This window comes from Georgenia subflava (assembly GCF_009193155.1).
In the GTDB taxonomy this organism is placed as follows: domain Bacteria; phylum Actinomycetota; class Actinomycetes; order Actinomycetales; family Actinomycetaceae; genus Georgenia; species Georgenia subflava.
Map to the genome: position 1 here is coordinate 200,606 of NZ_VUKD01000003.1, position 25,950 is coordinate 226,555.

Below are 25,950 nucleotides of genomic sequence, written 5' to 3' on the forward strand. Positions count from 1 at the left end.
ACGTCACGGGCAGATCAGGAGCGACGATCCACGTGCACAGCGCCCACCCGGCCGCCGACCGGCCGCTCGAGCAGGCCGCCGCCGCCCACCCGCAGGGGCACCCGGAGCCGGCGCGTGAGGCGGGCAGCGCACGTGCGGCGGAGGCAGCGGGGTCGCTGGACCCGCAGGCGGCCGCGGCCGGGCCGCTGCACCCGCAGGCGGCGGCGACGCCCACGGCGCGGTCGAAGTTCTGGGCGTATGTGGCACTGACCAAGCCGCGCATCATCGAGCTCCTGCTCGTCACCACCATTCCGACGATGATCCTGGCGGCCGACGGGTGGCCCGGCACCTGGCTGCTGCTCGCGACGCTCGTCGGCGGCTCCTTCGCCGCCGGCTCCGCCAACGCGTTCAACATGTACCTGGACCGGGACATCGACCGGGTGATGAACCGGACCAAGCAGCGGCCGCTGGTGACCGGCGAGCTGCGGGACACCCAGGCGCTCGTCTTCGCCGCCGTCCTCGGGGCCGTGTCGATCCTGTGGTTCGGCCTTCTCGTCAACTGGGCGTCGGCCGGCCTGACGCTCGCCGCGATCCTGCTCTACGTCGTCTTCTACACGATCCTGCTCAAGCGTCGGACCTCCCAGAACATCGTCTGGGGCGGTGCGGCCGGCTGCATGCCGGTGCTCATCGGCTGGTCGGCGGTGACGGGCACCGTCGGCTGGGCACCGCTCGTGCTCTTCCTCATCATCTTTTTCTGGACGCCGCCCCACTACTGGCCGCTATCGATGAAGTTCAAGAACGACTACGCCCGCGCCGGGGTGCCGATGCTGCCGGTCGTCGCCGACGACGTGCGCGTCGGCCGGCAGATCCTGGTCTACTCCGCCGCGATGGTCGCGGCCACGCTGGCCCTGGTCCCGGTGGCCGGCATGGGCTGGCTCTACACGGTCGCGGCCGTCGCCGCCGGCGCGTGGTTCCTCTGGTCCTGCGTGCAGCTCTACCGCCGCGCCCTGCACCCCGAGCGGGGCAAGCTCGCGGCGATGAAGGTCTTCCACGGCTCGATCACGTACCTGACGGTGGTCTTCGTCGCGGTGGCGGTCGATCCCTTCCTGCCCTTCTGAGCCGCGGGACACTGATCGACGATGACGTCACGCACGGCGGCCGAACGCGCGCTGGGGGAGTACCTGGCGCACCTGGCGATCGAGCGCGGCGTCAGCGAGCACACCCTCGCCGCGTACCGGCGCGACCTCGACAGGTACTGCGCCTTCCTCGCCGGCCTGGGGCTGACCGAGCTCGAGCGCGTGGCCGAGGCCGACGTGCTCGCCTACGTCGAGGCGCTGCGCAGCGGCTCGGACGGGCGCTCGCCGCTCGCCGCCTCGTCCGCGGCGCGCGCCGTCACCGCCGTGCGCGGCTGGCACCGCTTCGCCCTGGAGGAGGGCACGACGACGGCGGACCCCTCGGCCGCCGTCCGGCCGCCCGCGTCGGCGAAGCGGCTGCCCAAGGCCGTCGCCGTGGAGCGCGTCGAGGCGCTGCTCGAGGCCGCGTCGCTGGGGGACGGGCCGGTCCCGCTGCGCGACCGCGCCCTGCTGGAGGTCCTGTACGGCACGGGTGCCCGGATCAGCGAGGCTGTCGGCCTGGCGGTGGACGACCTGGACCTCGACGGCGATGTGGCTGCCGTGCGTCTGTTCGGCAAGGGGCGCAAGGAACGGGTGGTCCCGGTGGGCCGGTACGCCGTCGAGGCGCTGGAGGCTTATCTCGTGCGCGGCCGGCCCGAGCTCGCCCGGGCCGGGCGCGGCAGCCCGGCCGTCTTCCTCAACACGCGCGGCAACCCGCTGAGCCGGCAGAGCGCCTGGGCGGTCCTGCAGGCGGCGGCCGGTCGGGCCGGTCTGAGCGAGCACATCTCGCCGCACACCCTGCGCCACTCCTTCGCCACCCACCTGCTGGCCGGCGGCGCCGACGTGCGCGTGGTGCAGGAGCTCCTCGGGCATGCGTCCGTGACGACGACGCAGATCTACACCCAGGTCACGGTCCAGACGATGCGCGAGGTCTACGCCGCCGCGCACCCCCGCGCCCGGGCCTGAGAGCCCCGCGCCTGGCGGGCAGGCGACCGGCCACGGCGCGCCGGGACCGGCGTCGTGGAGCGCGCGAGGCTGCCCGCGCTGTGCCCGATCCGGTCGAGGGGCGTCGGCCCCGGCGCGGGGGTACGGTCGGCCACATGCCGCCCACCGAGGTGCCGAGCGAGGGACTGGCGCCGGCGCACGACCTCCTTCCCGGGAACGAGCTCGTCTGGCCTGTCGTGGCCGTCATCGCCGTCGCCCTCGCGGTCGTCGCGCTCGTCCACGTGGGCCGGGAGCGGCAGAAGCTGGGCCCTCTCGCCGTGCTGTGGGTGGTCATCGTCGTCGCGGCGCCGGTCGTCGGTCCGCTGCTGTACCTCTTCACGCGGCGTCGGGTGCGGCTCGTCCCGCTCGAGGCCGGCCCGGCGACGACGGCGCCCGAGTCCCCGTAGACGACGGGCGATCCTGCGCCACGCAGGGCGATGGTGTTGGGCGGCCGGACGGCGTCGACTAGCGTGGCGCCGTGAGCACCGAGCAACCAGGCCTGACCCGCGACGCCGCCGTGGGCACCGTCAGCGACGCGGTCGAGTTCCCGGTCCCCGCCCCGCTCGAGGGTCACGGGCCGGCCCGCATCATCGCCATGTGCAACCAGAAGGGCGGCGTCGGCAAGACGACGACGACCATCAACCTGGGTGCCGCCCTGGCCGAGTACGGCCGACGCGTGCTCATCGTGGACTTCGACCCGCAGGGCGCCGCCTCGGCGGGCCTGGGCATCAACGCCCACGAGCTCGACCGGACGATCTACAACCTCCTGATGGAGCCGCGCGGCGACGTGCGCGAGATCATCGAGGAGACGGCCGTCGAGGGCCTGGACGTCGTGCCCGCAAACATCGACCTCTCCGCCGCCGAGGTGCTGCTCGTCAACGAGGTGGCGCGCGAGCAGGCGCTGGCCCGTGTGCTGCGCCCTGTCCAGGACGACTACGACGTCATCCTCATCGACTGCCAGCCCTCGCTCGGCCTGCTCACGGTCAACGCCCTCACCGCGGCGCACGGCGTGATCATCCCGCTCGAGGCCGAGTTCTTCGCCCTGCGCGGCGTCGCCCTGCTCGTCGAGAGCATCGAGCGCGTCCAGGACCGGATCAACCCGCGTCTGCGCATCGACGGGATCCTCGCGACCATGATCGACCTGCGCACGCTGCACTCGCGCGAGGTCATCGAGCGTGTGCGGGAGACCTTCGGCGAGAAGGTGTACGACACGATGATCTCCCGCACGGTGAAGTTCCCCGACGCCTCCGTGGCCACCGAGCCGATCACCACCTACGCGCCCAGCCACCCGGGCGCCGAGGCGTACCGGCGTCTGGCCCGTGAGCTCGTCGCCCGTGGCGATGCCGCCTGAACCAACCCTGCCCGCAGCGCCGGCCGCGGACGTCCCCACCCCCGACGGCGCCCCGCTCGACGTCTCGACGCCCGACGGCGCACCACGCGACGGTGCGCCAAACGACGGCGCACCAGACGACGCTCGTACGCACGACGGCGCACCGCACGACGCTCGTACGCCCGACGCCGCCCCGGCCATCGCGCGGACGGGTGCGGGCACCTTCGCCGTCACCCTGACGAACTTCGAGGGTCCTTTCGACCTGCTGCTGTCGCTGATCAGCAAGCACCGCCTCGACATCACCGAGGTGGCGCTGGCCGAGGTCACCGACGAGTTCATCGCCCACATCTCCGGCCGGCCCGACTGGGACCTCGGCCAGGCGAGCGAGTTTCTGGTCATCGCCGCCACGCTCCTCGACCTCAAGGCCGCCCGGCTGCTCCCGCGGGGAGCCGTGGAGGACGACGACGACCTCGAGCTGCTCGAGGCCCGGGACCTCCTCTTCGCCCGGCTGCTGCAGTACCGCGCGTACAAGGAGGTCGCCGCCTACCTCGGGGAGGGGTGGGCGACCAACGCCCGCACCTTCCCGCGCAGCGTGCCCCTCGAGCCGCACCTCGCCGCGCTGCTGCCCGAGCTCGTGATCCGGGTCGGCCCGGACGAGCTCGCCCGGCTCGCCGCCGGCGCGCTCGCCCCGCGCCCCGGCGCACCCACCGTCGAGCTCACCCACCTGCACAACCCGGTGGTCCCGGTGCGCGAGCAGGCCGCGCTGCTGGTGGAGAAGCTGCGCCGCACGCGCAGCGCCACCTTCCGCGCCCTGACGGAGGACGCGACCTCCACCGCCGTCGTCGTCTCCCGGTTCCTGGCCCTGCTCGAGCTCTTCCGCGAGGGGGCGGTGGCGTTCGAGCAGGCCGAGGCACTCGGTGAGCTCACCATCCGCTGGTCCGGCGCCGAGGAGGGGGAGATCGCCGTCGGCGAGGAGTACGACGGCACCGCCCCCGTCGAGCCGGGTGCCGACCACGCGGTCGACGACACCGACCACGTGGTCGACGACACCGACCACGTGGTCGACGAGACAGACGCCGCCACCGCCGAGCACGAGGAGAACGATGACTGAGCCACGCGACGAGGCAGTGGGTGACCACATGGCGTCCGGGCCACTCGACGAGGCGGTGGGCGACGAAATGCAGTCCGGGCCGCGGGCCGTGGCGGTGGGTGAGGACCTGCACTCCGGACCGCGCTACGAGCCGGTGCCCGACGACGTGCTGCCGGAGCAGCACCTCAGCGCCATCGAGGCGGTGCTCATGGTCGTCGACGAGCCGGTCCCGGCCACCGACCTCGCGAGCATCCTCGGCCTGCCCACGGGTCAGGTGCTCGAGCTGCTGGCCGAGCTCGCGGCGGACTACCGCGGCGAGCGCGGCTCCCGCGCACGCGGCTTCGAGCTGCGCGAGGTCGCCGGCGGGTGGCGCGTCTACTCGGCGCCCGTCCATGCCGACGTCGTCGGCCGCTTCGTGCTCGACGGGCAGACCGCCCGGCTGACCCAGGCATCCCTGGAGACCCTCGCCGTCATCGCCTACCGCCAGCCGGTCTCACGCGGACGCATCGCCGCGATCCGCGGTGTCAACGTCGACGGGGTGGTCCGTACCCTGGTGGCGCGGGGCCTGATCGAGGAGGCGGGCCACGACGAGGAGGGTGGCGCCATGCGCTACCGCACCTCGCCCTACTTCCTCGAGCGGATGGGGCTGTCCTCCCTGGAGGATCTGCCGCCGCTCGCCCCCTACCTGCCCGAGATGGGCGCACTGGACGACGTCGACGGAGAGCTGAGATGAGAGACGAGCACGTGCCCGACGGGGTGCGGCTGCAGAAGGTGCTCGCCGGGGCGGGCCTCGGCTCGCGCCGCGCCTGCGAGGAGATCATCGCCGCCGGCCGGGTGACCGTGAACGGCGAGAAGGTCCGCGAGCTCGGCACCCGGGTGGACCCGGCGACCGCCGTCATCCACGTCGACGGGCTGCGGGTGCAGCTCGACGACTCCGTGGTGACGCTCGCGCTGAACAAGCCGGTCGGCGTCGTGTCCACCATGGACGACGACCGCGGCCGGCCGTCGCTGGCGCAGTACGTCGCGGACCGCCCGGAGCGGCTCTTCCACGTCGGCCGCCTCGACGTCGAGACCTCCGGCCTGCTGCTGCTCACGAACGACGGCGAGCTCGCGCACCGGCTCGCCCACCCCTCCTACGAGGTCCTCAAGACCTACGTCGCCGCCGTCGAGGGGCGCGTCCCGCGCGGCCTGGGCCAGCGGCTCAAGCAGGGCGTCGAGCTGGAGGACGGCCCGGTGAAGGTCGACGCCTTCACCGTCAAGGAGACCAGCCCCGACGCCTCCCTGGTGGAGGTCGTGCTGCACGAGGGCCGCAACCACATCGTGCGCCGTCTCATGGCCGAGGTCGGGCACCCGGTCGTCCAGCTCACCCGCACCCGCATCGGCCCGGTCAACCTCGGCAACCTGCGCCCGGGCCGCACCCGGGTCATCGGCGGCACCGAGCTCGGCACGCTCATGAAGGCCGTAGACCTGTAGGTGAGGCGGTGCCCTCGCGCGCTGTGAGCGCCCCCACCGCGCCGCGCCCCGGCGGGCCCCTGCCTTGGCGGTACCCTCACCTGGTGCCCGAGACCCCTCCCGCCACGCACCCGGTCGCCACCTCGGGACCGGTGAAGGTCGTCGGCACCGGGCTCCTCGGTGCGAGCCTCGGGCTGGCCCTGCGGGCCGCGGGGGTCCCCGTCCAGCTGGCCGACGCCTCCCCGTCCGCCCTGGCACTGGCCCGCGACATCGGCGCCGGCAGCCCGGCCGCCGGCACGGACCGCGAACCCGCCCTGGTCGTCGTCGCCACGCCGCCCGACGTCGCGGCCGTGACGGTGCTGGCCGAGCTCGCCCGGCACCCGGCCGCCGTCGTGACGGACGTCGCGAGCGTCAAGGCCGCGGTCGCGGCCGAGGTCGAGGCCGACGCGGGGGAGGGCGCCGCCCGGTACGTCGGCTCGCACCCCATGGCAGGCCGGGAACGCTCCGGCGCCGCCGCGGCCGACGCCGACCTCTTCGCCGGCCGCCCCTGGGTCATCGTCCCCGGCGCCGCCTCCGACGCGGCAGCGGTGCTCGCCGTGCGCTCCCTCGCGGTGGACGTCGGCGCAGCTCCCGTCACCCTCGGGGCGCAGGAGCACGACGACGCCGTCGCGCTCGTCTCGCACCTGCCCCAGCTCGCCGCCTCGCTCGTCGCCGCCCGGCTGCGCGAGACCCCGGAGGCGGCCCTCGCCCTGTCCGGCCAGGGACTGCGCGACGTCACCCGCATCGCCGCCTCCGACCCCCAGCTCTGGGCGACGATCCTGGTCGGCAACGCCGCGCCCGTGGCCCGGGCGCTCCGTGAGGTCCGCACCGACCTCGACACGCTGCTCGCGGCCCTCGACCGCGCCGCCACCGAGGGGCCCGACGCTCCCGGCGCCACCGGCCCGCTCGCGCAGGTGGTGGCCGCCGGCCGCACCGGGGTGGCCCGGATCCCCGGCAAGCACGGTGGCGCGCCCCGCCGGTACGGGGAGGTCAGCGTCCTGGTGCCGGACAGCCCCGGCGAGCTGGGTCGACTCTTCGGCGAGGTCGGCGAGGCGGGCATCAACATCGAGGACCTCCAGCTCGAGCACTCGGCCGGCCAGCGCGTCGGACTGGCGATCCTGTCGGTCTTGCCCTCCGCGGTCGCACCGCTGGAGGCGGAGCTGGACCGTCGCGGCTGGCGCGTGGTCGCCCGATGACAGCAGCACCCGCCGGCCGACGGGCCGGGACGACAGGCGCCACGGCGCGGCAGGAGGACACGGTGGAGCAGGCAGCACAGGCAGACGGGGGGCGCGGCGTCGTCGTCGCGATCGACGGGCCCTCGGGCTCCGGGAAGTCCACCGTCTCCCGGCGGCTGGCCGCCGCGCTCGCGCTCGCCTACCTCGACACCGGTGCGATGTACCGGGCCGCCACCTGGTGGTGCCGGCGCCGGGAGATCGACCTCGACGACGCCGCAGGCGTGACGGCCGCCGTCCGCCGCATGCCCCTGGAGATGGTCACCGACCCCGCCGAGCCACGCGTGGTGTGCGACGGGGTCGACATCACCGCCGCCATCCGCGAGGCGGACATCACCGCCGTGGTGTCCAAGGTCGCCACCAACCTCGACGTGCGCGCCGAGCTCGCCCGGCTCCAGCGGGAGCTGATCGCCGCCGAGTCCGACCCGACCGTCGCGGGCACACGCTCCGGCGGACGCGGCATCGTCGCCGAGGGCCGCGACATCACGACCGTCGTCGCCCCGGACGCCGACGTACGGATCCTCCTGATCGCCGACGAGGCCGCCCGCCTGGCCCGCCGCGCGAAGGAACGGCACGGCACCGCCGACGAGGCGACGCTCGCCGCCACCCATGACGAGGTCGTGCGCCGTGACGCCGACGACTCCACCGTCTCGACCTTCCTCACCGCGGCCGACGGCGTCGTGACGGTCGACTCCTCGTCCCTGGGGATCGAGGAGACGGTCGAGACGGTGCTCGGGGTAGTGACCGCGGCCCAGGGACGACGCTGATGGCCGGCCAGAGCCGAGGGCAGCGGATCCGCGCCGAGGACATCTACCGGTGGGGCCCGGTCTGGTCCCGGCGCGTCGGCTGGGTCCTGGACCACGTCTGGTGGAACACCGAGGTCCACGGCGCCGAGAAGGTCCCCGCCACCGGCCCGGTGATCATCGCCTCCAACCACACCGGGGTCATCGACGGGCCGCTGCTGCACGGCGCCCTGCCGCGCGGCTCGCACGTGCTGGTCAAGCAGGAGTTCTTCGACGCGAAGATCGGCTTCCTCATGACCTGGGCCGGGCAGATCCCGGTGGACCGCAGGGCCGGCCGCGCCGCCCTCGCCGTGGGGAAGACCATGCTCGAGGAGGGGCGCGTCGTCGGGATCTTCCCCGAGGGCACCCGGGGCCGGGGCGACGTCAGCTCCGTGCGCGCCGGCGTCGCCTGGCTCGCCGTCCAGTCCGGCGCACCGGTCGTGCCCGCGGCCTGCCTGGGCACGCGCCGCACCGGGGACAGGCGCGGCTACGTGCCGCCCCCGCGCAGCCGCCTCCACGTCGTCTTCGGCGACCCGATCCACCTCGACATCCCGGCCGGGTCCACCGGTCGTGAGGCCATGGCGACGGCGATGTCCGCCATCAGCACCGGCCTCACCGCCCACGTGCGCGACGCCGTCGCACTGACCGGCGTCGACCTGCCTGCCGACAGCGGACCCGGGGCACCGCCCGCGGGCCCGGCGGCCGGGCCTGGTCGTGACGGGACCACCGACAGGGGAGAATGACCCCCATGAGCACCGACCCAGCGCGCGAGCCCGCGGCCGAGACGGACCTGGACGCCCCCGCCGAGGAGAACGACGCACGGGCGGAGGCCCTGCGCAGCCCCGAGCACCGCACGGCCGACCCGGTCGAGGAGGAACGCCGCGCCGAGGCGTTGCGGGCGGGCCTGGCCGACTACGTCCTGGAGGACGAGGACCTCGCCGTCCTGGAGGAGGCCGAGGGCGAGACCGAGGAGCGCGGCCCGTCCGGGCTGCCGGTCCTGGCCGTCGTCGGCCGCCCCAACGTGGGCAAGTCGACCTTCGTCAACCGCGTGCTCGGCCGTCGCGAGGCGGTCGTCCAGGACACCCCGGGCGTGACCCGCGACCGCGTCAGCTACCCGGCCGAGTGGGCGGGGCGCCGCTTCACCCTCGTGGACACCGGCGGCTGGGAGACCGACGTCGCGGGCATCGACGCCTCGGTGGCGCAGCAGGCCGAGGTCGCCATCGCCATGGCCGACGCGGTGATGTTCGTCGTCGACGCCACCGTGGGACCCACCGACACCGACGAGCAGGTGGTGCGGCTGCTGCGCCGCTCGGGCAAGCCGGTGGTCCTGGTGGCCAACAAGGTCGACTCACCGGTGCAGGAGGCCGACGCCTCCCTGCTCTGGTCGCTGGGGCTCGGCGAGCCCTACCCGGTCTCCGCCCTGCACGGCCGCGGCTCGGGCGACGTCCTCGACGCCGCGATGGCCGTGCTGCCCCGGGTCTCCGCCGTCGCCGGCAGGATCCCCGAGGGCGGCCCGCGGCGGGTGGCCCTCGTGGGACGGCCCAACGTGGGCAAGTCCTCGCTGCTGAACTCCCTCGCCGGCGCCGAGCGCGTGGTGGTGCACGAGACCGCCGGCACGACCCGTGACCCGGTCGACGAGCTCATCGTGCTCGGCGACAGGCCGTGGTGGTTCGTCGACACCGCCGGCATCCGCCGGCGGGTGCACCAGACCTCCGGCGCGGACTTCTACGCCTCGCTGCGGACCCAGGCGGCTCTGGAGAAGGCCGAGGTCGCCGTCGTCCTCGTCGACGCGTCCGTGCCGATGACCGAGCAGGACACCCGGGTCATCCAGCAGGTCATCGACTCCGGCCGGGCGCTGGTGGTGGCGTACAACAAGTGGGACCTCATGGACGAGGACCGCCGCCCGTTCCTCGAGCGGGAGATCGAGCTCGACCTGGTGCAGGTCCAGTGGGCGCCGCGCATCAACGTCTCCGCGAGGACCGGCTGGCACACCAACCGCCTCGTCAAGGCGCTGGAGACGGCGCTGGACTCCTGGGACACGCGCATCCCCACCGGACGCCTCAACGCGTTCCTCGGCGAGCTCACCGCCGCGCACCCCCACCCGGTGCGCGGCGGGAAGCAGCCGCGGATCCTGTTCGCGACGCAGCCGTCCAACCGGCCGCCGCGGTTCGTCATCTTCGCCACCGGCTTCATCGAGGCCGGCTACCGCCGCTTCATCGAGAACCGGCTGCGCGAGCACTTCGGCTTCGAGGGCAGCCCGATCGAGATCAGCGTGCGGGTCCGGGAGAAGCGGCGGCGCTGAGGGTGGCACCGGTCCGGTCTCCCGCGGAGCGGCCGCACCGGCTGCTGCGCTGGGGGCTGCCGCGCGACCCGCGGGCGTCGGAGCACGTGCTCGGCTTCGCGGTCACCACCGTGCTCACCATCGCGGTGACCCGCGGCATCCTCCAGCTGTCAGGCTTCCCGCAGATCGGGGGCGACAGCCTCCACGTGGCCCACGTGCTGTGGGGCGGGCTGCTGCTGGGCGTCGCGGTGGTGCTGGCGGTGTCCTTCGCCGGCCCGGTGGTGCGGCCGCTCGTCGCGTTCGTCGGTGGCATCGGCTTCGGCCTGTTCATCGACGAGGTCGGCAAGTTCCTCACGCAGGACAACGACTACTTCTTCCGGCCCGCACCGATGATCATGTACGTCACGCTGGTCGTGGTGATGATCGCCGCCGACACCCTGCACGGCCGGCGTGCCCACCACCCCACGGAGCACCTCGCCGCGGCGGCCGACCACGCCGTCGCCGGGCTGGCCGGCGGGCTGAGTGCCGAGCGCCGGGCGGTGGCCGAGGAGCTGCTCGCCAAGGGCGGGCGCGCGCCCGGGGCCGACCAGACCGCGGCGCTGCTGCGGGTGATCCCCGACGACGACGCCGAGGCGCCCGACCCGCTCGACCTCGCCGGCCGGCGCATCCGCGGCCTGCTGCGCACCATCGTCACCCGGCGGTGGGCGACGCGCACGACTGCAGTGCTGCTCGTCGTCGTCCTGGTCGGCACCCTCGCCACCGTCGCGCTCAGCTGGGAGCCGGGGGAGCGCGGCGAGCCGGCGTGGGCGCTCGTGGGGGCGCTGCTGACGGTGGCGCTGTCCCTGGTGGCCGCCGTGCGCGGGTGGACGCTGCTCGGCAGCGACCGCTTCCGGGCCTTCCAGTGGCTGCGCCGGGCGGTGCTGGTGAACCTGCTCCTCACCCAGGTGGCGCTGTTCCGGATCGCCCCGTGGCCGGCGACGCTCGGCCTGTTCCTGGCGCTGGCGGCCCTGGGGGTCATCGGCGTGGAGAAGCTACGGCTCGAGCGGCTGCACGAGGCCGAGGTCTGACGCGGTCAGCTCGTCGCCGGCCGGGCCGCGTGACGCTCGCTCAGGTCGTCGCCCACGGGCGGCGTGACGCTCGCTCAGGTCGTCGCCGGCCGGCCCGCGCGACGTCGCGCCACGCTTGCCAGCTCGACCCGGCTCGCGGTGCCGGTCTTGCGGAGCAGGTTGGAGACGTGCACGCTCACGGTCTTCTCGCTGATGAAGAGCGCCTGTGCGATCTCGGCATAGGTGCGGCCCGCCACCACCTGCGCCAGCACCTCCCGCTCGCGCGGGGTGAGGTGGGGCAGCCCCGACGTCGTGATGGTCTCCTCCGGTCCCGGCGGCTGGTCGCCGGGCGACGAGCCGCCGGGCGGAGCCAGCGGCAGCCGGGCGCTGCGTGCCAGCGCTTCGAGGTCCGCGAGCAGCGGCTCGGCGCCGAGCTCGGTCGCGAGGGCATACGCGCGGCGCAGGAGCGATGCGCCGCCCCGTCGCCCCGAGCGGTGGCCGAGGAAGGACTCGGCCGCCCGGACGGACGCATAGGCCTCCGCCCACGGCATCATGGCGGCACGGCACCCCTCGGTGGCCTGTACCCACGCCTCACGGACGGCTGTGTGATCGGTGCCCTCGGGTGGGACGGCACCGAGACCGGACCGGAGGCTCTCGGCCCGGAAGAGCGAGAGCGTGGCACGTGTCTTGACGGCCTCGTGCGCGGTCCCCGTCCTGGGCCACGCGAGCGGCTCGGCGTGCTGCGACTTCATCGTGGTCAGCTCGCTGCGTAGTAGGCCGAGCTCGTGGCTGTCGGTGCGGGACTCGGCCAGGTCGGCGACCGCCCGGGCGGCCAACGGGAGCAGGGACCTGAGTCGGTCCCGATCACCCTCGCCGGTGTCCAAGCCGTCGCGGGCGGCTCGCAGGGCGCGCTCGGGGTCGCTCTCCGCGAGCGCGACCAGTGCCCGTACCTCGTCGAACGGCAGCGCCAGGAACCTGGACTGCTCGGCGAAGATCTCCTCGGCACGGTGCAGATGGGCGCGGCCCTCCGCCGGGCGGCCCTGCAGCGCGGCGAGCCGCGCTGCCGTCAGCCTGGCGTTGACCTCCGTCATCGGCGATGTGCTCGTGCCGAGCGCCACCCGGAGCAGGGCGTCGCACTGCTCCGCCCGGCCGAGCTCCAGGCTCAGGTCCGCCTCCCAGGCGCTGAGGAGCCCGACGTAGGTGTGCGGGGCTCCCGAGGAGCTCAGCTCGCGACGGCGCCGTTCGAAGTAGTCGAGCGCGCGGTCGGGGGAGTCCAGCAGGAGTGCGTTCGTCACCCAGGCGGTGGCGCTGGTGTAGGTGTACAGGTCGCCGGCCGTGCGTGCTGCGGCGACCGCCTCGTCCGCGAGATCGGCGCCACCCGGCCGGTCCTGCAGGGTCCACGCCATCGAGGCGGCCACGAGCGCCGGGCCGAGGGCTCGGGAGTCTCCGGAAGCTCGTGCCAGCTGCAGCACGAGCCGCGCACGGTCGGCCGCGCCGGGAACACCGTGCCAGAGCTCGTTCCCGGCGAGGTCGGCGAGCGACCTGAGGTGCTGCCAGCTGTCGGGGCGGTCGGCCGTGATGCGTACCGCCTCGGCGACGTCGTCGATCTCCCGGAAGCCGCGCCCGGTCGCGTGCCGCAGGAGCATCCGTCGCAGGAGCAGCTCGGAGACCGCGAGGGCGTCGGCGTGGGACAGCTCGGCCAGGAGGTCCTCGACCAGCGAGAGCTCTGCCTCGTGGTCGCCCGACCGCTCTGCCGCGGCACGGGCTGTCCGCAGCAGCTCTACCCGGGACTCCGGTGCGTCCACGGAGACCCGCAGGGCGATCGCCCGGCGCAGCAGGCGGAGCTGCTCGGACCGTCCGGAGACCTCGCCCACGGCCGTGGCAGCGACCAGCGCGGCCCGGTAGGCCTCGTCGAGGTCGCCCGCCCGGGCGTGGTGGTCGGCCAGCGCCACGAGCTGGGAGACGGTGCGAGCCTCCGGGGTCGTGCGGCCCGCCAGCCGGCGCGCGTGGGCACGGTGCCACAGCTGGCGCTCGTACGGCGGGGTGACGGCCTCGAGGACCTCGGCCTGCAGCGGGTGGTGGAACCAGTACGGGCCAGACGCGTCCATCTCCAGGACCCCGCCGCGGAGGGCCTCGTGGAGCAGGTCGACGACAGGCAGCGACAGGCCGAGCGTGCCTGCGACCGCAACGAGCTCGTCCGTGTCGACGGGGTGCCCGCCGACCGCGATGAGCCGGGTGAGTGTGCGTGCCCCGCTCGACAGGCCGTGCCAGGAACGCAGCAGCGCCTCCCGGAGGGTTGCGGGGAGCTCCTTGGGAAGCTTGGCAGCGTCTGGCGGGAGACCGTCGAGCAGGAGCCGGTTGAGGTACGGGTTGCCATGGGTGTGGGCGAAGACGTCATCCACCAGCGACTCCCGTGCCGGGCCACCGAGGAGGTTTGCGATCTGCTCGGACGTGGCTGTCCGGTCGAGCGGCCTCAGCGGGATCGTGGTGAACCCCGGCATGCGGGCGGCGTCGGCGAGCCACCGGTGCAGCCGGTGTCCCTCGGTCACCTCCGTGGACCGGACGGTGAGGAGGATGGCGAGGTGCCGGTCGGCCCGGCCCGCGAGGAGGTAGGTCAGCACGTCCAGGGTGGACTGGTCTGCCCAGTGCAGGTCGTCGATCACGAGCAGGACGGCGCGCTCGGCGGTCCGGCTGTCCAGCCACTCCTCGAAGACCTCGGGCAGGCGGTCGTAGTCGCTCCGGGAGAGGGCCGGTCCAGGTTCGCCGTGCGCGTTCTGCCACGCCCGCAGCGCAGCCCGAAGGGGGAGGAACGGGAGGGAGAGGGAGCTCAAGGGCAGGCAGGCCCCGAAGAGCTGGTCCGTCCTCTCGGCCGTCCGGGCGCAGATCTCGCCGACCAGCGAGGTCTTGCCCACGCCCGGCTCGCCAGGGAGGAGCGACATCGCGAAGTGGCCCGCGACCGCTTCCTCTATCACTCGGAGAAGGCGGCCGAGCTCGGCCTCACGCCCGGCAAGCAGGGACCGTGGGGGGACCCCGTCGTCCACCCGTCGAGTGTGACACCGCGACTCCTGAGGGAGAAGTGCATAAGAGGCTCGGGCGCCTGCGTTGCGGGGAAGCGAAATCTGAGGGTGGGCACCTGATGTGACTAAGGGGTACGCGGCCGGAGGGTGAACCCATCAGAACCTGTTGGAGGTGCTCATCATGAATCCGCGCAAGAACCTCGCCCGCCGCCTCGCGGCGGTCGCACTGGCAGGCATGACGGCGCTGGCACTGGCGCCGGCGGCCATGGCGAGCCCCGACGACGCCTCGCTCGGCGACCTCACCGGCGTCGAGCGGCCGTGCCCGCTCACTCGGCTCGATGACCAGTACATGCGGTGCGACAACTACACCGGTGGCGGTGTCAGTGCGCCGTCCTACGTGCCCCAAGGAGCAGCGATCACGACGATGTCGCGCTGACCCGCCGCGTCGTCAGGCTGATTCGGCTGCGTCCATCCGGACCTCAAGGCTGCGGGGAGGGTGCTTGCTGCGCCTCGGCGTACCTCCGCAGCCCCTCCGCCTCACCCCGGCTCGGCGTGCGCCGCAGACCGCAGAAGGTGCAGTCGATCGTGTGCTTGGTCGACACGGCGAAGAGCGGGACGAAGAACAGCGTGAACTTGTTGACCATCCGGACAAGGCGGTGCGCTGCCGGGTTGTGGCACTGCGGGCAGACCAGCGTGGGTGTCGCGAGCAGCGTCGTGTAGGGCTTGAGCCCGAACAGGATGATCATCCGACCAGCCTACGGAGTTCGGTCAGGACGCCGGCGGGCCGGGCATGAACCGGGTGTGGTCCACGGAGTCCGTGCCCTCGTCGCCCGGCCCGTCGGTCGGCGGGGCTGACGGACCGGGTGCCGCCGGTGACTCGGGGCCGCTGGAGGTTTGCTGACCGACGGCATGCCAGACCTGCGCGAGCGCCCGCTGGTGGACCGACACGAGCCACACGGTCAGCTCACGCCTGTCAGCCTTGAGCTGGGCAGGCAGCGCGACGGACGGTCCCTGGGTGAGCCTGCTGTTGGCCCTGTCGAGGAGCCGGGTGAGCGGGCCGTACTGCTGCTGGACGGCGACGGCGCCCTCGTCGGTCAGGCGCAGGACGGCGAACGTCTGGCCGCTGATCGCGCCGTACTCCACACGGAGCACCTGGTTCCACGGGACCGTGGCGTTCCTCAGCCGTACCTCGGTAGGCGTGACGACGACGTCGCGAGGGCGGAAGAGCTGCACGACCAATGCCGGAATCCCGATGACGCCGAAGAAGACCACCGCGGCGTACCCGACGATGGTCCGGACCACCGAGGAGTCCGCACCGATGAGGGCCAGCCCCACGACGGCGAAGGCCAGGCAGCCCAGCAGCGCGAGGACGTTCTTGCCGTGGTTCGTGCGCAGCCGCACCTGACCGGTGCCGGCCAGCTCGGACTCCCAGAGCTCTGTATCAGACACGTTCCTCCCGTTTCGTCGCATCCCGGGGTGACGGTATCGGCCCAGCGGCGGACCTCGGCCGAAGGGCCGGCCGTGGGATCTGTCGCAAGGGTCACACTGACGCGCTGCGCGACGGATTCGGAGACGGTCCCGCCGCTGGGGTAGCATCGTCCAGTCCCGATCGGCCTGTGCTGGACGGCGACGGGCTGTGGCGCAGCTTGGTAGCGCACCTGACTGGGGGTCAGGGGGTCGCAGGTTCAAATCCTGTCAGCCCGACACAAGAGCCGTGGTGAGACAGCGAATCTCACCACGGCTTCGTCATGCTCGGGTCCGGCCCGGTGTCTGCGCGCCTCAGACGGTCGGACACGGTCGCCAGACCCCTCATGGTCACCCGCCCCACCCACCTGAGCGGAGGCGGTAGCAGCCTCGATCGACCTTCCGGTGAGATCAACGTCAGCGCCACGGCCGCCGCCGCGACGGTGACGGCCGTGCACCGGAAGAACCCCTCCAGCGGCGAGGAGTCGTGGGACGGCCACATCATCAGCGTGATGAAGTACTCGGGGAAGGGCTGGGTCGCCGTCATCGCCGCCCAGAACACCGCGAGCTGCCGCCCGTCACGCGCCGTGCCCGGCTTCCGGACCGCGGCGTCAGCCTCGCCGCGCCGCCGGGCAAGAACGGCAAGGCCGATAGTGACCCACGGCATGAGCCAGATCAGCGGCGCCAGGGGGACCGTGAGGTCTGCCTCGACCGGCTCGCCGGCCTGCCCGCTGAGCAGCGTCGACAACCCGGTCACCACCCACATGGTGCCGAGAGCTCCGCCGGCGGCCACGGTGAGCAGCCAGATGTACCAGCGGTCCACCACCGTGAGGGAGACGAGCACGACCACCGCACCCAGTGCCAGCAGACTAACCCCCTCCCGCTGCGCCGCGTCGGCGATCGGCACCCACGGGTCCGACGGCAGGGTGTAGTCGTACAGGTGGTCCTGCAGGTAGAGACACCAGTCCGCCGCCCGGTCCGCGGGCAGTCCGTCCACCGGCGGATCGCCACCGACGAAGCACACCGCCCAACGGGACCATGCCGCCTGAGAGCCGGCCACGGCCGAGACCACCAGCAGCAGCACGGCCACGACGCGCAGAACCACGATGACCACGTCGGCGAGCGCGCGGGCCCCCGCAGCGCGCCTGGTGAGCGAAGGGGCACCGGTGACCATCGTCGCTCCTTCGAGGTGGAGGAACTCACATCGTGCCCGCTGCAGCGACGTCGCGCCGGCAAACGGGACACCTGATGCGGCTTGTCGAGGACGCGGCCCCGACCTCGCGTGCGTTGTCGAGGACGCCACCCCGACCTCGCGTGCGCCGGTCCCGGTGCCGCGGACTGCCTCCGGCTCGACGCCGTGCCGGCCGGTGCCGCAGCGCGCTCCGTGCGGGTCGGGCCGTTCACGGCTTCAGTAGTGACGCTGCTGCTGGCGCCTGCGGCCGCCCGGCGCGACCTTCAGGTCGATGCCCAGACGCCGCGTGACCGCGCGCACCTCGTCGAGCGGAAGAGAGCCGAGCCGCTCGAGGACCACCGTCGGGCGCGAGGTTCCGGCCTGGTGCGTCCCGATGCCGAGGACCGTGACCGACATCGGCGCATGTCTTGGATAGGCGCGCAGCGCCGCCTCCTCGTCGGCGTGCTCGAGCACCACCAGGCGCGGCTCGTCGGCGAAGGCGGCCCTGATCTCAGCGGCACGGTAGTGCGCTGGCTCTTCCGGTGCGCCGGTCGCATGGTGCGACGGGTTCGCCGAGGTGATGTGGAGGTGATCGGTGCCGCACAGGTGCAGGCACTGTGCGAGGAAGGCGTTCGAGGGGCACCGGTATCCCGGGACGATCGCCTGCACCCACCGATCACCTGCAGCGTCCCGGACGGTCAGGTGGTCGGGGAGGTGCTCGGCTGCTGGGCCGCGGAAGCCCACCGGACCGAGACACAGGAACTCGTCGATGAGGCCCAGCACGTCGGCGGCGCGGAGTCCTCCGCCCAGTCGGCCCAGGTCGAACAGCCCGCTCAGCCGGGCCGGCGCCGTCGTCACGCTTCCTACCTGCGCCGTCGGGCGACCCTTGAACAGGTTCGCCGCGCGCACGCTCGGAGCGTCGCCGCGCGTCGTGAACGCATAGACGTTGGCGAACGCGTGGACGACGAAGGCACCGTGGGCGAGGGCGGTGGCTGCGGCGGTCACGTCGGCGGGATCCGAGACCCGCAAGCTCCGCACTCCGATACCGACCATGGCGTCCCCCCGCGAACGGCATACGGCGACACGCTCGATTCTCCGCCCGGAGGGCCGGCCGCGTCTCAGGATCCTGGTGCCTCGCCGTCATGCCGCGGCCGATCCCGCGCGAGCCGCTCGCACGTAGGCTGGTGAGGTGACTGACACGTGGACCCCGCCGCCCGACTGGGACGAACCGCCTCCGGACGAGCTGAGCGAGTGGGACCTGCACGACCACGAGGTCGCCGAGGCCGTCGCCGTCGACCCTGGCGGCGCCGCGCCGCTGCAGGCCGCCGCCGCGGCTCGCGCGTCGGCCTCGTCACCGCTCGAGGCGCTCACCAGCGTGTGGGGCTACGACGCCTTCCGCGGCGAGCAGGCCGAGATCATCGAGACCGTCTCCCGCGGCGGGGACGCCCTGGTCCTCATGCCGACCGGCGGCGGCAAGAGCCTGTGCTACCAGATCCCGGCGCTGGTCCGGGAGGGCACCGGCGTCGTCATCAGCCCGCTCATCGCGCTGATGCACGACCAGGTCGACGCCCTCGAGCAGCTGGGCGTGCGCGCGGCCTACCTCAACTCGACGCAGTCGGTCGACGAGCGACGCACCGTGGAGCGACAGCTCCTCGACGGCGAGCTCGACCTCCTCTACATCGCCCCCGAGCGCCTGCCCGCCGCCGCCGGCCTCCTCGACCGGGCCCGCGTCGCGCTGTTCGCCATCGACGAGGCCCACTGCGTGGCCCAGTGGGGCCACGACTTCCGGCCCGACTACCTCAGGCTCTCGATGCTCCACGAGCGCTGGCCCGACGTCCCGCGCATCGCACTCACCGCGACGGCCACCGAGGGGACCCGTGAGGAGATCGTCCGCAACCTCGACCTCGACGACGCACGCGTCTTCGTCTCCAGCTTCGACCGGCCGAACATCCAGTACCGCATCGCGCCCAAGCAGGACGCCAAGGGGCAGCTCCTGCAGATCATCGACGCCGAGCACCCCGGCGAGGCCGGCATCGTCTACTGCCTCAGCCGCGCCTCCGTCGAGCGGACCGCCGAGTGGCTCGCCGGCAGGGGCATCACCGCACTGCCGTACCACGCGGGTCTGCCCGCCGAGACCCGCTCCCGCAACCAGGCACGCTTCCTGCGCGAGGACGGCGTCGTCATGGTCGCCACCATCGCCTTCGGCATGGGCATCGACAAGCCCGACGTCCGCTTCGTCGCCCACCTCGACCTGCCCAAGAGCATCGAGGGCTACTACCAGGAGACCGGTCGCGCCGGCCGGGACGGCCTGCCGTCGACGGCGTGGCTCGCCTACGGCCTGCAGGACGTCGTCCAGCAGCGGCGGATGATCGCCGACGGCGAGGGGGACGCCCAGCGCAAGCGAGCGCAGACCCTCCACCTCGACGCGATGCTCGCGCTGTGCGAGACGGTCCGGTGCCGCCGGCAGCAGCTGCTCGGCTACTTCGGGCAGGCGAGCGAGCCGTGCGGCAACTGCGACACCTGCCTCGCCCCGCCCGAGGCCTTCGACGGCACGGTCCCCGCCCAGAAGCTCATGTCGACCATCGTGCGGCTGCAGCGCGAGCGCGGCCAGCAGTTCGGCGCCGGGCACCTGGTGGACATCCTGCTCGGCCGGGAGACCGAGCGGACGGTGAAGCTCCGGCACACCGAGCTGACGACCTTCGGCATCGGCACCGAGCTCGGCGACCAGGAGTGGCGCGGCGTCGTGCGTCAGCTGCTCGCGCAGGGGCTCCTCGAGGTCCAGGGCGAGTACGGCGTGCTCGCCCTCACCCCCGCCGCCGGCGAGGTGCTCGGGGGCCGCCGCGAGGTGCTGCTGCGCCGGGAGACCGAGCGCACCCGCGCCCCGCGCCGGGCGCGTGCCAAGGGGTCCGCCCGGGCCGAGCTGGACGAGCCGCAGCAGGAGCTCTTCCAGCAGCTGCGCGCCTGGCGGGCCGGCGTCGCGAAGGAGCAGGGGGTGCCCGCCTACGTCGTCTTCAACGACGCCACCCTCGCCGGCATCGCCCAGACCCGGCCCGCGACACAGGCCCAGCTGCGCGGCGTCGCCGGCGTCGGAGACGCCAAGCTGGAGCGCTACGGCGCCGCCGTCCTCGACGTGGTCGGCGCCACCGGCTGAGGGCCGGCGATCTTCCGGTGGCTGGACCGGACCGGGATCGCTGGTGAGCCAACGCCGCCGTCGACATCGAGCCGACGACGGCGAGCCGACGACGTGCGGCCGACGCCGGTCTCTCGAGGGTGCGCGGCCGACCGGCGTCAGGCTGGGGGTGCGATCGGCAGGCTCACCCGGAAGACCGTGCGCCCGGGCTCGGACTCCGCCGAGATCGTGCCCGCGTGCTCCTTCGTGACGATGCGCCAGGCGACGTCGAGGCCGAGACCGGTGCCCTGGCCCTGCGGCTTGGACGTGAAGAACGGCTCGAAGATCCGCCTGAGCGACTCGGCCGGGATCCCGACGCCGTCGTCCTCGATCTCGACGACGGCGCGCCCGTCCTCCGACCGGGTGGTGATGGCGATCCGGCCCTTGCCCCCGACGGCGTCGATCGCGTTGTCGAGGATGTTCGTCCACACCTGGTTGAGGGTGTTGCCGTACACCCGCAGCGGCGGCAGCGAACGGTCGTACCGCTTCGCCACGTCGACGTCCTTCAGGCGGTGCGCGAGGATCACCAGGGTCTGGTCCAGGCCGTCGTGGATGTCCGTGTCGCGCTCGGTGGCACGGTCCATGTGCGAGTAGCCCTTGATGGCCTGCACGAGCTCGTCGATGCGCCGGGTGCCCTGGGCGATGGTCTCGGCCGACTCGTTCAGGGCAAGCGTGCCGGAGGTCCAGTCAATCGCGTCCGCGAGCACCGGGGCGGGGACGCAGGCCGCGATCCGCTCGAGGTCGGCGACGGCGAAGCCTGCCTCCGAGAGCGTCGCGGCGTGCTCCCACGCCCGGTCCACGCCGCGGGACTCGAGCCAGGACTCGATCGCCTCCTCGGCCTCGCCCACGGCCACCGGGTCCGCCGGCCCCGCCGCCGCCGACGCCTGCACCTCGTCGAGGACCTCCGTCAGGAGCCGCCAGCCCTCGGCGGTCAGGCCGGCGTCGGTGAGACGCTGCAGCGTGCGGTCCCGACGCTCGATGGTCTCCCGCAGACCCGCGTTGGCGCGCTGCACCGCGGCGGCCGGGTTGTTCAGCTCGTGGGCAAGACCGGCCGCGAGCTTGCCGAGGGCCGCCATCTTCTCGAGGTACATCGCCCGCTCGTCGCGCTCGAGGCGGGCGTTGCGCTCCTCCAGCTCCTGCGCGTGCAGCCGCTCGGTGATGTCACGGATGAAGGTGTGCGTCGCGACCACCTCGTCACCGACCAGCCGGGAGGTCGCGTTGCCCTCGACCGGCACGGCGCGGCCGTCCTTGGTGACGAACGTGGCGGTGAAGTACTCCAGCGGCTGTCCGCCGATGGCCTTGCTGAACTCGACGCGGCAGTGGTCGAGGGAGTCGGGGTGGATGATGTCCCACACCGTCATGCCGGCGACGTCGTCGGCCGTGTAGCCCAACGTGTCTGCCCACGAACGGTTGACGAACTCGAAGGTGCCGTCCGGTCGCACGCTCTGAATCATGTCCGAGGCGTTCTCGATCACCGCCTGGTAGCGCTGCTCGCTCTCCAGCAGGCGCAGGTCGGCCGGGTCCTTCTCGACCATCAGGGACTCCATCCTTGGCTGGGCCGAAGCCTGTGCAGAACAGGGGTTGAGCGGAGGTCCGTCCCTGTAGTGTGGCACCAGATCCCGGGCAGGTCGTGGAAAGTGCGCCCGCCGTGTGTACCCGCCCGTCCCGACGTGGGGACGTGGCAGCCGTGGCACCGGTTCGATAGGAGAGCGACGTGGCCACGAAGCCGATCATCCTGACGGTCGACGACGACACGCAGGTGCTCCAGGCGATCGCACGGGACGTCCGGCACGGTTTCGGTGAGCACTTCCGGGTGATCCGCGCCGAGTCGGGGCAGCGGGCCCTGGACGTGCTCGAGCGCCTGCGGGTCGCCGACGAGACCGTCGCCCTCATGCTCGTCGACCAGCGCATGCCAGGCATGTCCGGCCTCGAGCTGCTCACCGCGGCGAGGCGTCTCTTCCCCGAGGCGAAGCGGGCCCTGCTCACCGCGTACGCGGACACCGACGCCGCCATCACGGCGATCAACGAGGTACGGCTGGACCACTACCTGGTCAAGCCCTGGGACCCGCCCGAGCAGCGGCTGTTCCCCATGCTCGACGAGATGCTGGACGACTGGCTCGCCGACCACCCCCCGGAGTACCGCGGCATCCGGGTCATCGGTCACCGGTGGTCGCAGGAGTCGCACGCCGTCCGGGAGTTCCTCGCGCGCAACCTGGTCCCGTACCGGTGGATCGACCTCGACTCCGACGCCGAGGCCCCCGAGCTGCTCCGGCTCACCGGCGGCGCCGACCGCGACTTCCCGCTCCTGCTGTTCCCCGACGGCGCGGTCCTCGAGCGCCCGACGACCCAGGAGGTCGCCGAGAAGGCGTCGCTGCGCGGCCGCGCCGAGGTGCCGCTGTACGACCTCATCGTGGTCGGCGCCGGTCCGGCCGGCCTCGCGGCGGCGGTCTACGGGGCGTCGGAGGGCCTGCGCACGCTGATCATCGAGCGCGACGCCGCCGGCGGGCAGGCGGGGCAGAGCTCGCGCATCGAGAACTACCTCGGCTTCCCGAGCGGGCTCTCCGGTGCCGACCTCGCCAGGCGTGCGACGGCGCAGGCCCGGCGCTTCGGCGCGGAGTTCCTGCTCACGGACGAGGTGGTGGCGATCGACGGCCACGCCGGCGTCATCGGTGTCTCGCTCGGCAACGGCACCGAGCTGCGGGCGCACTCGGTCGTCGTCGCCACCGGGGTCGACTACCGGCGGCTGGACGTGCCGGGGGCGGACCGGCTGACCGGGCGTGGGGTCTACTACGGCGCCGCCGTCTCCGAGACGTCGTCCGTGCGGGGGGAGGTGGTCCACCTCGTCGGGGCCGCCAACTCGGCCGGACAGGCGGCCCTCCACTTCGCCGCCGCCGCGGAGCGGGTGACGATCCTCGTGCGGGGCGCCGACCTCTCGGCGAGCATGTCGCACTACCTCGTCCAGCGCATCGCGGCGACGCCGAACATCGAGGTCCGCTACAGCACGGCTGTCGAGGAGGTGCGCGGGCGGGACCGCCTGGAGGAGATCGTGCTGCGCGACACCGCTGACGGGCACCTCACCACCGAACCGGCGAACGCGCTCTTCGTGCTCATCGGAGCGGTGCCGCGCACCGACTGGCTCGACGGCGGTATCGCCCGCGACGACCGCGGCTTCGTCCTCAGCGGGCCGACGGTCCGTAGGGCGGGCGCGGGACGCAGCTGGCCGCTGGAGCGGGACCCCTACCTCATGGAGACGAACGTGCCGGGGGTGTTCGCCGCGGGGGACGTGCGACTCGGCTCCGGCAAGCGGGTGGCGACAGCCGTGGGCGAGGGCGCGACGGCTGTGATGTCCGTCTGGCAGTACCGGGCCGGGACGGGTCTGTGAGGCGGAGACCGGCACAGGCGGTAGCATGGTCGTGCACCGACGGATCGGCTCGCCCCGACGGCGGCCCGTCCGCTCGGTGATCGGCCCTCGAGGGTCGGTCGTTCCTGGGTAGCAAGCGGGACCGTTCGAGTCCGACGCGTCGATCCGTAGGTCCGCGAGGCCGGCTCAGCCCCGGTGCGGTCGTCACGGCCGCTCCACCCGGCCTGTCGCCCCGTCCGCGGGGCTGTGTCCGCGTCTCCCTCGGGGGGTGCGGTCGGAAACACAAGAGGAGGACTCTGTGGCTCGAGGAGCCCAGCGCCAGTCGGGCGCGCGCCGGACCGCTCCGGAGAACGGACGACGGCCCCGCAACCGCGACGAGGAGGGCATCATCCCGGTGCTCGCGAAGGTCGTGCGCGAGGTCGAGGCGGCCGTGCAGCGCGGCCGCGTGTCACCGTCGGTCCGGACCAGGTTCCAGGTCGTCGCCCTGCTGGTGCGCGAGGAGCGCTCCCGGCAGAAGGCGGACACGACCATCACCGAGGCCCGGCGCGCCGAGCAGCTCAAGCGCCTCGACGGCATCGCCGTCATCCTCGCCAAGACCGCCGCCCGGGACACCTCCCTCCTCAGGCTGCTCGACACCGACGTCGTGCCCTCCGACGCGGCCCGCGACCTGCGCCGCAAGCTCCTCGAGGACGCCGGCATCGAGGTGCCCCCCGAGGAGCCCCCGGAGCCGGAACCGGCGGCCGCCGCCGCGCCCGCCCAGCGGCAGGTCGTGCCGCAGTCGGTCGTGTCGCGGCAGCTCGCCAACCCGTTCCTCGCGCCGGACTACTCGGCCGCGGAGAAGCGGCGGGTCCAGCCGCGCCGGCTCGCCGGCTGGGAGCTGCTCGGTCCGCTGTTCCGGTCGTTCGAGCTCGGCGGGGCCTCGTCCTGCATGGACCTGCCGGCCCCGTCCTCGTTCCACGCGCAGACCGACCTCGAGCTGATGCCGCACCAGGCGCGGATGGTCGCCGCGGCCGCAGCCGGTCACCGCACCTTCCTGCTCGCGGACGAGCCGGGGCTGGGCAAGACGGCGCAGGCGCTGCTCGCCGCGCAGGCCGCGAACGCCTACCCGCTGCTCGTCGTCGTGCCGAACGTGGTCAAGATGAACTGGGCGCGCGAGGTCGGCCTGTGGACCCCGAACCGCCGCGCGACGGTGGTGCACGGCGACGGCGACACGGTCGACGCCTTCGCCGACATCGTCATCGTCAACTATGAGATCCTCGACCGCCACGTCGGCTGGATCAGCGACCTCGGGTTCCGCGGCATGGTCGTCGACGAGGCGCACTACATCAAGAACAAGAAGTCCCAGCGCTCGCAGCACGTCCTGCAGATCTCCGAGCAGATCCGCCTGCGCACCGGCAGCCCGCTGCTCATGGCGCTCACCGGCACGCCGCTGATCAACGACATAGAGGACTTCCGCGCCATCTGGCAGTTCCTCGGCTGGATCGACGAGAAGAAGCCGCTCGGCGCGCTCATGGAGGATCTCGAGGAGATCGGCCTGACGCCGGCCGACCGCGGCTTCTACCCGGCGGCTCGTTCCGCCGTCATCGAGCAGGGGATCGTCCGGCGTCGCAAGATCGACGTCGCCGCCGACATCCCGGCCCGCCGCGTGGCGGACCTGCCGGTGGAGCTCGACGACGACGCCGGCCGGTCGATCCGCGCGTCGGAGCAGGCGCTGACCCGGCGTCTGGTCTCGCGGTACGAGCGGGCGCTCGAGGCCCGCGGCCCCGACGTCCCCGAGGGGATCGACCACGAGCTCGTCCGCCAGATCGCCAGGTCGGAGCTGTCCGGCAAGACCGCGGCGAAGTCCGAGGAGAACGTCTTCTCCATGATGCGACGCATCGGGCAGGCGAAGGCCGGCCCCGCGGCGGACTACGCGGCGCAGCTCGTGCGCAGCGTCGGCAAGGTCGTCCTGTTCGCCAAGCACGTCGACGTCATGGACGCCGCCGAGGAGACCTTCGCCGGGCGCGGGATCCAGTACGTGTCGATCCGCGGCGAGCAGTCGACGACGGCACGGCAGAAGGCGATCGACGCGTTCACGAACGACGCCGACGTCGCCGTCGCCGTCTGCTCGCTGACCGCCGCCGGGGTGGGGCTGAACCTGCAGGCCGCCTCCAACATGGTGCTCGCCGAGCTCTCGTGGACGGACGCGGAGCAGACCCAGGCGATCGACCGGATCCACCGGATCGGCCAGAAGGAGCCGGTCACGGCCTGGCGGATCATCGCCGCGCAGACCCTCGACGCGCGGATCGCGGAGCTGATCGACAGCAAGGCCGGTCTCGCGGCCCGGGCGCTCGACGGCTCGGACGAGGAGATCTCCGCCTCGGGCGACGTGCAGCTGGAGGCGCTGGTCGCGCTCATCACCGACGCGCTCACGGAGCTGGCGGTCACCGCGTAGCGGCGGG

The 25,950-nt window shown here is 73.3% G+C and carries 22 protein-coding genes and 1 tRNA gene; 17 read left to right on the top strand and 6 right to left on the bottom strand.

The features are described from left to right. The first annotated feature begins 185 nt into the window (after positions 1-185). The 12 genes from GD748_RS11000 (at position 186) to GD748_RS11055 (ending at position 11,348) form a co-directional block, all read left to right on the top strand. Positions 186-1,097, top strand: coding sequence for a heme o synthase (locus tag GD748_RS11000; protein ID WP_152815554.1), 912 nt, complete (start codon positions 186-188; stop codon positions 1,095-1,097). Between the two features lie 21 nt (positions 1,098-1,118). Beyond that, on the top strand, positions 1,119-2,057 hold the full coding sequence (gene xerD / locus GD748_RS11005) for a site-specific tyrosine recombinase XerD (RefSeq protein ID WP_152195258.1): 939 nt from the start codon (positions 1,119-1,121) through the stop codon (positions 2,055-2,057). A 134-nt stretch (positions 2,058-2,191) separates the two neighbouring features. After that, positions 2,192-2,482 (top strand): PLDc N-terminal domain-containing protein, encoded by a 291-nt coding sequence (locus GD748_RS11010; RefSeq protein ID WP_152195259.1) that lies wholly within the window; start codon positions 2,192-2,194, stop codon positions 2,480-2,482. Positions 2,483-2,553: 71 nt separating this feature from the next. Further along, positions 2,554-3,426, top strand: a complete 873-nt coding sequence (locus tag GD748_RS11015) for a ParA family protein (protein WP_405002678.1) — start codon at positions 2,554-2,556, stop codon at positions 3,424-3,426. After that, positions 3,416-4,516: a segregation and condensation protein A gene (locus tag GD748_RS11020; protein ID WP_152195673.1), complete on the top strand. Its 1,101-nt coding sequence runs from the start codon at positions 3,416-3,418 to the stop codon at positions 4,514-4,516. The genes GD748_RS11015 and GD748_RS11020 overlap by 11 nt, the downstream gene beginning before the upstream one ends. Then, positions 4,509-5,228 carry an SMC-Scp complex subunit ScpB gene (gene scpB / locus GD748_RS11025; protein WP_226921209.1) on the top strand — a complete coding sequence of 240 codons (720 nt, stop codon included), beginning with the start codon at positions 4,509-4,511 and terminating at the stop codon, positions 5,226-5,228. Before GD748_RS11020 ends, scpB begins: the two co-directional genes overlap by 8 nt. Then, positions 5,225-5,968, top strand: a complete 744-nt coding sequence (locus GD748_RS11030; RefSeq protein WP_152195260.1) for a pseudouridine synthase — start codon at positions 5,225-5,227, stop codon at positions 5,966-5,968. Before scpB ends, GD748_RS11030 begins: the two co-directional genes overlap by 4 nt. Positions 5,969-6,051: 83 nt before the next feature. Continuing rightward, a complete protein-coding gene (locus GD748_RS11035) occupies positions 6,052-7,182 on the top strand; it encodes a prephenate dehydrogenase (RefSeq protein ID WP_226921212.1) in 1,131 nt (376 codons plus the stop codon). Next, on the top strand, positions 7,179-7,985 hold the full coding sequence (gene cmk / locus GD748_RS11040; protein ID WP_152195262.1) for a (d)CMP kinase: 807 nt from the start codon (positions 7,179-7,181) through the stop codon (positions 7,983-7,985). Before GD748_RS11035 ends, cmk begins: the two co-directional genes overlap by 4 nt. After that, complete coding sequence (locus GD748_RS11045; RefSeq protein ID WP_152195263.1) at positions 7,985-8,743, top strand: lysophospholipid acyltransferase family protein; 759 nt, start codon at positions 7,985-7,987, stop codon at positions 8,741-8,743. The genes cmk and GD748_RS11045 overlap by 1 nt, the downstream gene beginning before the upstream one ends. Before the next feature lie 5 nt (positions 8,744-8,748). Beyond that, positions 8,749-10,302, top strand: a complete 1,554-nt coding sequence (gene der, locus GD748_RS11050) for a ribosome biogenesis GTPase Der (RefSeq protein ID WP_152195264.1) — start codon at positions 8,749-8,751, stop codon at positions 10,300-10,302. 2 nt (positions 10,303-10,304) lie between these two features. Beyond that, entirely contained in the window at positions 10,305-11,348 is a 1,044-nt protein-coding gene (locus tag GD748_RS11055; RefSeq protein ID WP_152195265.1) for a hypothetical protein, read from the top strand. Positions 11,349-11,422: 74 nt separating this feature from the next. Here GD748_RS11055 and GD748_RS20205 read toward each other — a convergent pair whose 3' ends face one another. Next, complete coding sequence (locus GD748_RS20205; RefSeq protein WP_152815541.1) at positions 11,423-14,368, bottom strand: helix-turn-helix transcriptional regulator; 2,946 nt, start codon at positions 14,366-14,368, stop codon at positions 11,423-11,425. Positions 14,369-14,525: 157 nt separating this feature from the next. Between GD748_RS20205 and GD748_RS11065 the strand changes: the two genes are divergently transcribed. After that, positions 14,526-14,780 (top strand): hypothetical protein, encoded by a 255-nt coding sequence (locus tag GD748_RS11065; protein WP_152195267.1) that lies wholly within the window; start codon positions 14,526-14,528, stop codon positions 14,778-14,780. Between the two features lie 43 nt (positions 14,781-14,823). Here the strand turns inward: GD748_RS11065 and GD748_RS11070 are convergent, their stop codons facing one another. Together GD748_RS11070 and GD748_RS11075 are read right to left on the bottom strand one after the other, a co-directional pair. Continuing rightward, a complete protein-coding gene (locus GD748_RS11070) occupies positions 14,824-15,090 on the bottom strand; it encodes a zinc-ribbon domain-containing protein (RefSeq protein WP_152195268.1) in 267 nt (88 codons plus the stop codon). 22 nt (positions 15,091-15,112) lie between these two features. Beyond that, positions 15,113-15,793: an STM3941 family protein gene (locus GD748_RS11075; protein ID WP_152195269.1), complete on the bottom strand. Its 681-nt coding sequence runs from the start codon at positions 15,791-15,793 to the stop codon at positions 15,113-15,115. A gap of 181 nt (positions 15,794-15,974) precedes the next feature. Between GD748_RS11075 and GD748_RS11080 the strand changes: the two genes are divergently transcribed. Then, a tRNA-Pro gene (locus GD748_RS11080) sits at positions 15,975-16,048 on the top strand. 28 nt (positions 16,049-16,076) lie between these two features. Here the strand turns inward: GD748_RS11080 and GD748_RS11085 are convergent. Both GD748_RS11085 and GD748_RS11090 read right to left on the bottom strand, forming a co-directional pair. Beyond that, positions 16,077-16,982, bottom strand: coding sequence for a hypothetical protein (locus tag GD748_RS11085; RefSeq protein WP_152195270.1), 906 nt, complete (start codon positions 16,980-16,982; stop codon positions 16,077-16,079). Positions 16,983-17,216: 234 nt separating this feature from the next. Further along, complete coding sequence (locus GD748_RS11090; RefSeq protein ID WP_152195271.1) at positions 17,217-17,984, bottom strand: hypothetical protein; 768 nt, start codon at positions 17,982-17,984, stop codon at positions 17,217-17,219. A gap of 310 nt (positions 17,985-18,294) precedes the next feature. On the opposite strand from GD748_RS11090, the gene recQ reads away from it, so the two are divergent. Beyond that, complete coding sequence (gene recQ, locus GD748_RS11095) at positions 18,295-20,130, top strand: DNA helicase RecQ (RefSeq protein ID WP_152195675.1); 1,836 nt, start codon at positions 18,295-18,297, stop codon at positions 20,128-20,130. Between the two features lie 137 nt (positions 20,131-20,267). Here recQ and GD748_RS11100 read toward each other — a convergent pair whose 3' ends face one another. Further along, a complete protein-coding gene (locus tag GD748_RS11100) occupies positions 20,268-21,683 on the bottom strand; it encodes a two-component system sensor histidine kinase NtrB (protein WP_193312919.1) in 1,416 nt (471 codons plus the stop codon). Between the two features lie 179 nt (positions 21,684-21,862). Here GD748_RS11100 and GD748_RS11105 point away from each other — a divergent pair, with 179 nt between their 5' ends. Both GD748_RS11105 and GD748_RS11110 read left to right on the top strand, forming a co-directional pair. After that, positions 21,863-23,530 carry an FAD-dependent oxidoreductase gene (locus tag GD748_RS11105; RefSeq protein ID WP_152195273.1) on the top strand — a complete coding sequence of 556 codons (1,668 nt, stop codon included), beginning with the start codon at positions 21,863-21,865 and terminating at the stop codon, positions 23,528-23,530. A 277-nt stretch (positions 23,531-23,807) separates the two neighbouring features. Further along, the gene (locus tag GD748_RS11110; protein ID WP_152195274.1) at positions 23,808-25,943 is read left to right on the top strand and encodes a DEAD/DEAH box helicase; all 2,136 of its coding nucleotides are present in this window, start codon (positions 23,808-23,810) and stop codon (positions 25,941-25,943) included. Positions 25,944-25,950 lie beyond the last annotated feature (7 nt).